The organism is Chryseobacterium pennae (assembly GCF_003385515.1).
In the GTDB taxonomy this organism is placed as follows: domain Bacteria; phylum Bacteroidota; class Bacteroidia; order Flavobacteriales; family Weeksellaceae; genus Chryseobacterium; species Chryseobacterium pennae.
In genome coordinates this window covers 121752-132075 of the sequence record NZ_QNVT01000017.1, presented here as the reverse complement: position 1 = coordinate 132075, position 10324 = coordinate 121752, and the positions used below count along the sequence as shown (strand labels likewise).

General features: G+C 30.9%; 9 protein-coding genes. 7 read left to right on the top strand and 2 right to left on the bottom strand.

What is annotated here, in order from left to right:
• Positions 1 to 64 precede the first annotated feature (64 nt).
• Positions 65 to 1024: a ComEC/Rec2 family competence protein gene (locus DRF65_RS17310; RefSeq protein WP_115972002.1), complete on the bottom strand. Its 960-nt coding sequence runs from the start codon at positions 1022 to 1024 to the stop codon at positions 65 to 67.
• Between the two features lie 401 nt (positions 1025 to 1425).
• Here DRF65_RS17310 and DRF65_RS17305 point away from each other — a divergent pair, with 401 nt between their 5' ends.
• Together DRF65_RS17305 and DRF65_RS17300 are read left to right on the top strand one after the other, a co-directional pair.
• Complete coding sequence (locus tag DRF65_RS17305) at positions 1426 to 1833, top strand: hypothetical protein (RefSeq protein WP_115972001.1); 408 nt, start codon at positions 1426 to 1428, stop codon at positions 1831 to 1833.
• Positions 1834 to 1957: 124 nt separating this feature from the next.
• Positions 1958 to 2398 (top strand): JAB domain-containing protein, encoded by a 441-nt coding sequence (locus tag DRF65_RS17300; RefSeq protein ID WP_115972000.1) that lies wholly within the window; start codon positions 1958 to 1960, stop codon positions 2396 to 2398.
• 222 nt (positions 2399 to 2620) lie between these two features.
• Here the strand turns inward: DRF65_RS17300 and DRF65_RS17295 are convergent, their stop codons facing one another.
• Positions 2621 to 2851: a helix-turn-helix domain-containing protein gene (locus DRF65_RS17295; RefSeq protein ID WP_103291322.1), complete on the bottom strand. Its 231-nt coding sequence runs from the start codon at positions 2849 to 2851 to the stop codon at positions 2621 to 2623.
• A gap of 88 nt (positions 2852 to 2939) precedes the next feature.
• On the opposite strand from DRF65_RS17295, the gene DRF65_RS17290 reads away from it, so the two are divergent.
• The 5 genes from DRF65_RS17290 to DRF65_RS17270 all read left to right on the top strand — a co-directional run bounded on the left by DRF65_RS17290 (position 2940) and on the right by DRF65_RS17270 (position 10323).
• Positions 2940 to 3536: a hypothetical protein gene (locus DRF65_RS17290; RefSeq protein ID WP_115971999.1), complete on the top strand. Its 597-nt coding sequence runs from the start codon at positions 2940 to 2942 to the stop codon at positions 3534 to 3536.
• Positions 3533 to 4042, top strand: a complete 510-nt coding sequence (locus tag DRF65_RS17285; RefSeq protein WP_115971998.1) for an HAD domain-containing protein — start codon at positions 3533 to 3535, stop codon at positions 4040 to 4042. The genes DRF65_RS17290 and DRF65_RS17285 overlap by 4 nt, the downstream gene beginning before the upstream one ends.
• Before the next feature lie 11 nt (positions 4043 to 4053).
• Complete coding sequence (locus tag DRF65_RS17280) at positions 4054 to 4461, top strand: hypothetical protein (RefSeq protein ID WP_115971997.1); 408 nt, start codon at positions 4054 to 4056, stop codon at positions 4459 to 4461.
• A gap of 988 nt (positions 4462 to 5449) precedes the next feature.
• Entirely contained in the window at positions 5450 to 7003 is a 1554-nt protein-coding gene (locus DRF65_RS17275) for a T9SS type A sorting domain-containing protein (protein WP_115971996.1), read from the top strand.
• Positions 7004 to 7017: 14 nt separating this feature from the next.
• Positions 7018 to 10323 (top strand): hypothetical protein, encoded by a 3306-nt coding sequence (locus tag DRF65_RS17270; protein WP_123947375.1) that lies wholly within the window; start codon positions 7018 to 7020, stop codon positions 10321 to 10323.
• Position 10324 lies beyond the last annotated feature (1 nt).

Here is a 10324-nt window from a genome sequence, read left to right as displayed (position 1 = left end):
TCAAAGCTCAGAAAAATTTTATGGAAATCAACTTTTATTATAACTTTAAACTAACAAATACTCCCTAAGAGAAAGTCCATTTTATTTTGAAGACATACATTAACTTGTGGATAGCTTCCTCATAGTTAAATGAAAATTCTATAGGCTCAGTTAACCTAATATTTTGTATAATCTTTATAAAAGCTCTTTTATTAGGAAGATAATGTTTAGAGCTATTTGTTGAAACAACATAATTCTTACAATTTATTTTCTCCAAAGTTTTAGAGTTTAAACTTCTATAACTTCCATGATGAGGTAATTTTATCAAATCAAAATCTGCTTTATCCTTCTCTTCTCTAATACTATCTATTATTTCATCAAATCTTTCAGGCGTTATATCTGCTGTTAGAAGTATTTTCTTGTTTTTTATGGTCAGATAAACGACAATACTTGTTTTATTGCTTGGAGATGTATCTTGACTTTTATCATCAATATACTTTGCTAATTCTTTTATAGGGGTATTCCAGTCACATCTATAATCACTATTTAAATAAGCTCCTTTATTTGAAGCATAAGTAAGCAATACTTCCTTACTTGGAGAAAATATTTTTAAGTTTAATTCTCCAAATTCATCTTTAAATAATTCATTTATGTTATTATCTAAAGTAGTAATCCAATTAATTTCTCTATTTTTAAATAGGATATTTTCGAGATCATGTGCTTGTTTGTATGATAATAAGTTTGTTGAGGTTTCTTCCTTAAACAAATTATTTATTTTTTTTGGGGAATTAAATATTATTCTTTCAATTTCAGGGGTTTCATTTTTTAACTCAATATGCTTAAATAAGTCTAAGATCCCTTTTATGTGGTCATCGTCGTGATGTGTAACAATTAGTAAGTCAATTTTTTCTTCTCTTGCAATTATTTTATAATACTCCTCAATTAAAAATGTACTATCATTTCCTCCATCAATCAGTATATTTTTTCCTTCATTATGAATGAGTATACTGTCTCCTGACCCAGCTTTTAAAAATTTAATTTCCATATGATTATTTTAAATAATGAATGTATAAATCACAACGGTAATTACGATTTATATAAATATAAAAGATACTAATTGTTGATTATTTTAAGAATATAAAATTGGATGTTATTATTTGAATTAGAAATGTTCTCATTTATTAGTTTCTATAAAAGTAAAAAAAATAGATTATTTAGAGGGATTATATATATTTTTTTTTTTTTTTATAAAAAAATGTTAGCTATACTCATGCATATTCTTCTCTAATTAATTACCCCCACCTATTTTTAGAGGGGAAGTACCCCGCCTCATTTCTAATAGAAAGACAAAATTTCAGGCAGACTATAAATTCCTTCTAGAACTATAGTTGAATCTGAAGATATCTCTTAGGAAAGGTGAAAATCTAACTCAAAAACTTAAAGACAATGGTAAGAATTATCAACTACAAAGCAAGACAAAAAGAGGATGGTACAACATTTTGTGTACTCGAAGTTCAAGGAGGAATTGAAATGGTATTAAGCCAAAAGACCAACCAGTATTATGCTACAGCCAAAAAGACTTTCATTTCATCTACATTTGATGAAGAAACCTGTAAGGCTTTAATTGGTACAGAGCTTCAGGGTAGTGTTCAGAAAGAAGAATGTGAACCTTATGAATATGTTATCACAGAAACAGGAGAATCAATTATTATGCAACATAGGTTCGTGTATATTCCCAAAAGTATTGTTCCTTCTAGCTCAATAAAAGCTAACAGAGCTACTTCTGATAACTTTGAGGCAGATCTGGAAAACCTTTCTACGAATGGGAAATATGACCATGTTCTAGCAGATTAGTTTTAAAGTTTCAACATAACTCTATTGTATAAAACTTCCACTTTCGTATTGTATACTATAATGTGTAAATACGAGGTTGGAAGTTTTTTTTATTTTCTAATTCCCCACTTAACCCTTTTTATTTATGCAAGACCATCAGGTATCAGAAATACAAGTTTCTTATTCTCCTAACATAATAGAGACTATTATCTCTACTAGTGAATCCTCATATATGCTAGCCCTCAACAATTGGAATCTAGATACTATTGAAATGTGTGAAGAAGCTAAAGTTTTGTTTCTTAATAATGCACTTAAAGTTATTGGTATCTATAATTTATCAAAGGGAGGTATATCTTCGAGTGTAGTAGATATAAGGCTAATTCTTTCCATAGCTTTAAAATCTATATCCACTCATATCATATTAATTCACAATCATCCAAGTACAAGTTTAGCACCAAGTAAGGCTGATATGGATATTACAAGTAAATTGAAATTAGCTTGCGGTTTTTTAGAGATTAAGCTGTTAGACCATCTAATTATTAACAAAGAATCTTATTATAGTTTTGCTGATGAGGGTTTATTATAAATCTTTAATATTAAGCTTAAAAATATTTCATTTTAAACTTAATAAAAGATAATATTAAGGCTCTATTAGGAATAATGTAAAGATAAAAAAGAATGTATAAGATCTAAAATATCTGCTAAATCATAAGAAGTTTTATGAGATGCTTAATGTTAAGATATAATATTATAGCTAATTTTTAATGTTCATGTATGGGGACCAATCAAATAAAAATAAGATTAATAGCTAAATATCTAAAGTTGAAAACTTCATTAATTCTTCCATACTTATTTCAAGTCCTTCACAAACTTCCATTAAGTATAAATAAGTAGGATTAATTCCACCTCTTTCTAATCTGGCAATGGACTCTCTATCTTTCCCAATCTTGTGGGCAAGTTGAGCTTGAGTTAAATCTTTAGATTCTCTTATTTGCTTAATTCTTTTTCCAAACTTTATAAGTTCTTGCTCTCTATCCATTAGTCAAAATTTGACCTTTGTTATGAATTTTAAAGGAACGCATACGTTACATTGTGTTTTATTTTGTATCTATGCGAAAATTTCAAACATGAAAAGAATATTATTAACACTGTTAGTAAGTTGTAATGCTGTTATTTATGCACAGCAGTACATAAATGTTGGTTCTAATAAATCACATGTGAAAAAAATTCAGGGAGAACCACATAGTATTCAAGATTATGATGTTTTTGGAGAAGAGGTTTGGAGCTATGGAGAGAATGGAGTAGCTACGATCACTTTTAAAGATGGAAAAGTAAAATCATTTAGAAACTATCAACAGGTATTAAAGATAGGAAACAATTCAACTTTGGATAAAGATAATGATGAAGCTACTTCTAAAGAAAAGTTATGGAGTGAATTAAGAGAAAAAGCTAATAGTTCAGGTAGTACAGTAACAGAGGAAACTGCAAAATCAAATACAGATTTATATGGAAGTGGATCTCAAAATATTAAAGCTTATCCAAGCCAGTATGAAGAAATGGCAGAAGCAAAAGGTCTTAATCCCTATGCAATGCCTGATGAAATAACTCTTCAACAGATGCAGAAGGAATATGAAACTAAAAAGATTATCAAATGGGTCTTAATTAGCCTAGGAATAATAGGGTTTCTTTTCTTGATATTCAAACTTAAAACTAAAAAGAAATGAAAATCATTTTTCTAGACATAGATGGGGTACTAAATAATGCTGATTACTATAGAGGTAAAAATTTAGCTATCCATCAAAATGAAACTTCCCATTTTGATAGCAATAATATTCATGCTCTCAATAGGATAATTGACAATACAAAAGCTGAGATAGTCTTATCATCAGCTTGGAGACTGCTAAAGAGTATAGAAGAAATTAATGAGCTCTTTAATATAGTAGGTATTAAAGGAAAAGTTATTGGTGTAACAGAATCACTTCACTACAAAACCACTTTTGAATTAGCTCCAAGAGGTTTAGAAATCTTTAAGTGGATAAGAGATTACCACAAAACATTAAAAGGAGGATTAGAGAACTTTATTATTATTGATGATGAAGATGATATTCTAGATATTCAGGAGAAACATTTTCTTCAGATAGATGATAGAGTGGGGCTGTCAGAAAAAGATGCAGACCTAGTTATTGAGTTTTTAAACTCATATCAAGTTCCAAAAGAAAATTTACCATAAAATTATATACCATGAAAAAAGCTACATTACTATTATTGTTTTTTCTTACAATTCTTATTAAAGCTCAAACAGATAAAATCACCTATATGAAAGGAGACATTTATTTAGTAGCACAAGATGCTAAAACTAAAAAAGTTCTCTTTGAGAAACCTTACGGCAAAATTCTTTCAATAGAATATGATACTTTTTATAAAAGTTATTATGTCTTATTTCAAATGCCAGAAGGTTCTACAGGATTTGGCGTGCAATATATTAATACTACAGATAAAGGCACATTCTTGATGCAAGACATGAATAAGCCTGAAGACTTCTACTATGTTTCTGATAAGATTAAGGAAAATGGAACTTTAATACTGTTAAATAAGAAGAAGGTAGAAGACTCCTACTTGTCATATAAGATTGTAAATATTGCTCTGTAATATTATTACAAACCCTATCATGATAATTTGATTTCTTAATTATATTCTATTATGTTAGGAGTTTTTAGATTAAAAGGCATAGTTTTAGGCAGACCCTTAAAAGAGTATTCTTGATAATTGAATTATATATACTGTGTGTTCAGTAGGTTAGAGATACTGGGTGATAACCCAGATGTACATGGTTCGAGCCCAGGTGGGACCACAGAAAATCAACCGCTTACAGTAAATGTGAGCGGTTTTTTTATTTTTAAATATCTACTTAATAATCAAAACCGGGAGATTGTATCTGTCAAACTGACTTATAATATTTAAAAAGTGTTTATGTTTAACTGGTGTAGCCCATCCTGTAGCTCTATTCTGAAGACCCAAAGCATGGGTATTTAAAGAAATTTCACTTTCAAAAACTAATGTGTTGTTTGAGTTGACATACATTTTACTTTGTATTGTTGAAACATCTACATTGTTATATTTAAACTCACAATTGAGTAAATCTTTATGTTAATGATGGATTAGTAGATTGTAAAACTTTCCATTTCTTGATTTTGGTGTCTAGGTTTTTTCTATCTTCATGTGCTAAGACAATATATACAACCACATTCTGAGAATTCTTTAATTCAGGAATATCTTTTAATTTAAATATCTGATGTGGTTTAAAATTAATTAGGTTAGGGTCTTGTATATCCGATCGTGATATTACCAGTGGATTATAGAAAAATTATTCCTAAAAGAATATTTTTTTAATCATGTACTTTGCTTTCTAGTCTTATTATTATCAATGTTGTGAAAGTAAGAAATAATCTAAACAACTTAAGAATTAAAAGTAGTGATATTGTTATTCTGTAATTACCGGAAATAGTAGAGAAAATAAGTAACTAACAGGTGATAAAAATCACGTTAATTCATATTGAGTTAACTTAAATGTTTGTTAAAAATTGTTAAATTTGTAAAGGATTTAAATCTGTATTAACTTAAAAACTATTAATAATTCATGAAAAAGCTCTACATGAGTGCATATTTTATATGCGTGGTTTTGAGCGTGCCAGCTCAGGAAGTGCTATGGCAGAAAGATATCAAATCCTCTACTCAGGATTTTCTCAGCCAGGTTACTCCAACAGTAGATCTCCAGTATCTGATTACGGGAAGTTCTATTCAGTCACAAAAACTTTCTACAGAAAGCAAGCAAAACAACGGTTACGATTATCATTTGGTTAAACTGAACCAACGGGGAGAAGAGGTCTGGGAAAAATATTTTTCAGGAATGAATCATGATTATCTTTCAACATCTCTATCTACTCAAGATGGAGGTTTTCTCTTAGCTGGAACTTCTTTTTCAGGAAAAGGACTAGATAAAGAAGAAGATTCCAACGGTGGATCGGATATCTGGGTAATTAGAATCAATGAATTGGGAGATGAACTTTGGCAGAAAACAATAGGAACTTCTTCTGATGAAGAAGCTAAATCTGTGATTCAAACTACTGATTTAGGATTCTTTGTAGCTGGAAATGTTCAGAATTCAGAAAAAGGTTACGGATCTAAGGATGTTATAATCGTAAAATTAGATAAGAACGGAAAAGAAATCTCTCAAATGATTTTAGGGGGAAAAGGATTGGATGAAGTTGAGAAAATGATTCCGACAAAAGATGGTGGAGTTCTTGTGGGCATGTACTCTAGAAGCAATAAAGGAGGTTCCAAGAAAACCGAAAATTACGGGGAAGGGGATTACTGGATCATTAAGCTCAGTAAAGATGGAAAAGTGGAATGGGAAAGGAATTACGGAGGAATTGGAGATGATCATCTAAGAACCATGGCGATGACTGCAAAAGGATTTGTCATAGGTGGTGAAAGCCGCTCTGATAGATCGGGAAATAAAACCGTTGGCATAGATGAAGGAACTGATATATGGTTGATAGCACTCAATGAAGGAGGAGATGAAATCTGGCAAAAATCTTATTCTTTTAGAAACAGAGATATTCTAATGAGTTTGAATGTAGTTTCCAATGCGAAAGATTCTGAATCCAAAGGATTTTTACTGGGAGGTTACACACGGGCTGAAGGAAGAATTTCAGAAAACGACGAAACCTTCTGGATGCTGTACCTCAATCAAAACGGTGATGAGGTTTGGAGAAAGCATATTAATGGGAACTCCAGACAGAAAGAAGAACGTTTATCCGATTTAAGTATGGGGCGGGACGGCTCTATTATTTTGGCCGGAACAAGTGCTGAAGAATTTGGAAAAGAGAACTGGAAAATTGTAAAATTAGGAGATAAGCAAGTGGAGGACTTAATTGAGCGATTACCAATGAAGATTTATCCTAACCCTGTATCTGATTACTGTTATGCCGAGATAGGCTTTGACTTTAAGGATGCTGAAATAACTATTTATGACATGGCAGGAAGACAAATCCAAACCTTAACCACTAAGAATAAGGTAACCAAAATCAACACTTCCAACATGGTTCAGGGAGCTTATGTGATGGTGGTGAAAGCTCACACACAGGACAATCAAACCCAAACCGCTAATGCTAAATTGATCAAAAAATAATGGACAAAATAATTATGAAAAGATATATTTTATTGAGTTTTATTTTTATTGCAAATTTTCTGTTCTCTCAGGAAAATAATGATTTCACATCTTTTAATGGTTCTTTTAGTGTTGCAAAGACTGAACTCAATGAAGCTGATGGAAAAGCGAATGTTGAGATTCCCCTTTTCAATATAAAAAGTGGGAACATTGAAATTCCTATTAAGCTGCAATATAATACAGGAGGTGTAAAGGTGAATCAAAGGGCAGGGAATGTAGGCCTAGGGTGGTCACTTGCTGATATTAACATCACTCGTGATATTCAGGATGCACATGACATGGATGATGGAGGAGCAGTTCCTAAAATAAGAAGAACCGGATATTTTAGGAAAGTGAAAAAAAATATTAAATATTTTTTTTCAAATACTGATAAAGATTCTGCCAATTTAGATTACTTACCGGATCTCTATTTTTTGAATTCTATTAATAAAAGACACACATTCTATTTTGAAGATGAAAATACGCCACGGTTATTATCTGATAAACCAATAAAAATATCCAAGTTAAAGGAAACCCGTTATGAGGTGAGTGGCTTTCCAACTACTGACTTCTTTAATTTTACCATTAATACAGATGATGGAATTCAATATCAGTTCAATGATTATGAAATGGCTAATTATTATAATTCGGAATCTCCGGTTAATGTCTATGGAGGTATGGTTGACAGGGTGCCCTATGTTTCTTCGTGGAAGGTTTCAACAATAAAAGATCTCTCTACTAATAGGGAAGTGAAGTTTGAATACACACCATCTGGTGATTATAATATAACGTCAACATCGCATTCCAGGGAGATACGTTCAGAAACATATAGCCGTTTTAAGGCAGCACCTGGTACTTCTTTTATCAGTGATTTTGTAGGGAAATATGTAAATATCATTAATCCTGATATTATCAACAACGGAGGAACAGGTTTGCTGTTGAATGGTTTTCTTTCTGCAAATCCCTTTTTGGATGGAGGACAAAAGAATAATACAAGCTATAAATATAATAAGATTGAAAGTTCGGTAAATTATTTTAAAACAAAAGATTTAAAAAAGATAAAATTTGATGAAGGGTATCTGGTGTATGAATATGATTTTATAAGACAGGATACACAGAATCCGGAAAAAGCACTTAGTTCAATCAAATTATATGACTATAATAATAAACTGATTCAACAGTATAACTTTAATTATGGTTACTTTCTCTATCAAAACACTTGGATGGGAATTTCCACAAAAGATGGAAAAAGTCTTAAGTTATTGAGTATTGAAGAAGTAAACTCTGGGAAAAAATATCAGTTTAAATATAAAGACGATGAGTATTTACCAAACATACGTTCAAAGGCATATGATTATGGAGGATATTATAAGGAAACCAATGAATTTATAAGCGGAGACAATTATGGGCAAAGCTATGCTGATAATGTATATTATTACCCAAATCAGATGGAATGGTCACTGTTACCATTTGAAATTCATCATGATGCTTTAGTGAATAATAATGTAAAGATGCATCCCATACATTATGGAGATAATTATATAACCAGAGATCCGGATTTAGACTTTACCAAAATAGGAAGTTTAACTGAAGTTGAATTTCCAAACAAAGGAATCAAGAGTTTTGAATATGAACTGAACGATTTCTTAATACTGGGAGATTATCAAAAAGCGCCTGGGTTAAGAATAAAGAAAATCAACAATATTGATGAAAATCAGGTGAAAAGCACTACATCATATTTTTATAAAAATGAAAATGGTTCATCTTCCGGTGTCATGATGGCTCCTCCATTTATTGGGTATCCCAGAGCTCAATTATTTACATCGTATATTGATATATCTGGACAACCTCCAATGTTAGTAACCAACTATAACGGTCTTCCCAACTTTGCTGCAGATGATTTACAGAGAATATTCAAAATATATGATTCTCCTGGAAGTATTAACATACAATATTCAAGAGTTGAAAAAATCACGGATAATAAAAAACAGGCGACAGAATATACAACGGTTAAAGATTATCCCTTAATTAATACTTTGCAGTCTCCTTTTCTAAATCTGCAGTTTTCCCAAGATGGATTTGCCACTTTTTTTCCCAAATTTTCGATGGCTGAATTTTTAAATACCAATTCAGCATATAGATTAAAATATAGTTCATATTCCAATCTAGGTTTATATGGAGTGAGAAAGAATATGAAGTTATTTGATAAAAATAATTCCTTAATCAAAGAATACATCTATAATAGTAAATTGATTACCAAAAATCAATTTGGAGTACATAAGCCTATTTTGGACATAGTTATTGAGGCTCCTAATCAGACATATGGATATAGTAATACGATAATTAGTTCTCAAGGCTCTGTAATTGTTAATTATATTCAAAAAATTTTACGCCCCTCAAGTACAATTGTAAAAGATTATTTATCATCAGGAATAAACACAGACCGAGTTGAATATAAGTACCTTAATCCATCCAACTATGTATCTGGTATAGGGAAATTTTTAGCAGTTGATATATATAGCAGTGGTTCCATAGAAAATGTGTTGGTCAATGACATCTTTTATCCTGAAGATGAAATATTAACTACTGTTCCAACCTTGAATTTAGCTAATACTGTTAATTTACTTAAATCTATCAATAAAGTAAACATTCCGGTTCTTACCTATAAATATATTGATATAGAATTGGTGAATACTAGTGAAGCTAATGCCAAAGCTCATAAAACGGTATTTGCCCAGGATGCATCTACAAGTAATCTGGTACTTCCTAAATATGAATTTGGATGTATCACTAAGCCAGGATGGGCTTATGAACCAACTCATTCACAGGAAGATGTAAGGATAGTGACTTATGATTTGTATGATAATAAAGGAAATTTATTACAATACACAGGGCAAGATGGGATTCCTACTACCATACTTTATGGTTATTATCAAACTCATCCTATTGCAAAGATTGAAGGAGCATCCTATGATATGGTCATGAATGCCTTAGGATTGGCTTCAGGTTCTAATCCTGCAACTTATCTTTCCAGTGATATAGTAAATAAATCGAACCTTGATAATGATTCCGCAACTGAGAAAAAATTCATGGACGCTCTAAATGATTTAAGAAATAATAGTTCGTTGAAAAATTATCAAATAACTACAATGACCTATGATCCACTTATCGGAATAACCCATAATATTCCTCCAAGTGGAATAACCCAAAAGTACATTTATGATAATGCTGGTAGGCTTATAAAGATTGAAGACATGGAGGAAAATCTGATAAAAGAGTTTGAATATAATTATAAACAGTAAC

Excerpts from the sequence above, each read along its gene's own strand:
- DRF65_RS17295 (WP_103291322.1), bottom strand. The coding sequence starts at position 2,851 with ATGGATAGAGAGCAAGAACTTATAAAGTTTGGAAAAAGAATTAAGCAA.
- DRF65_RS17280 (WP_115971997.1), top strand. The coding sequence starts at position 4,054 with ATGAAAAAAGCTACATTACTATTATTGTTTTTTCTTACAATTCTTATT.
- DRF65_RS17285 (WP_115971998.1), top strand. The coding sequence starts at position 3,533 with ATGAAAATCATTTTTCTAGACATAGATGGGGTACTAAATAATGCTGAT.
- DRF65_RS17275 (WP_115971996.1), top strand. The coding sequence starts at position 5,450 with ATGAAAAAGCTCTACATGAGTGCATATTTTATATGCGTGGTTTTGAGC.
- DRF65_RS17310 (WP_115972002.1), bottom strand. The coding sequence starts at position 1,024 with ATGGAAATTAAATTTTTAAAAGCTGGGTCAGGAGACAGTATACTCATT.
- DRF65_RS17270 (WP_123947375.1), top strand. The coding sequence starts at position 7,018 with ATGAAAAGATATATTTTATTGAGTTTTATTTTTATTGCAAATTTTCTG.
- DRF65_RS17300 (WP_115972000.1), top strand. The coding sequence starts at position 1,958 with ATGCAAGACCATCAGGTATCAGAAATACAAGTTTCTTATTCTCCTAAC.
- DRF65_RS17305 (WP_115972001.1), top strand. The coding sequence starts at position 1,426 with ATGGTAAGAATTATCAACTACAAAGCAAGACAAAAAGAGGATGGTACA.
- DRF65_RS17290 (WP_115971999.1), top strand. The coding sequence starts at position 2,940 with ATGAAAAGAATATTATTAACACTGTTAGTAAGTTGTAATGCTGTTATT.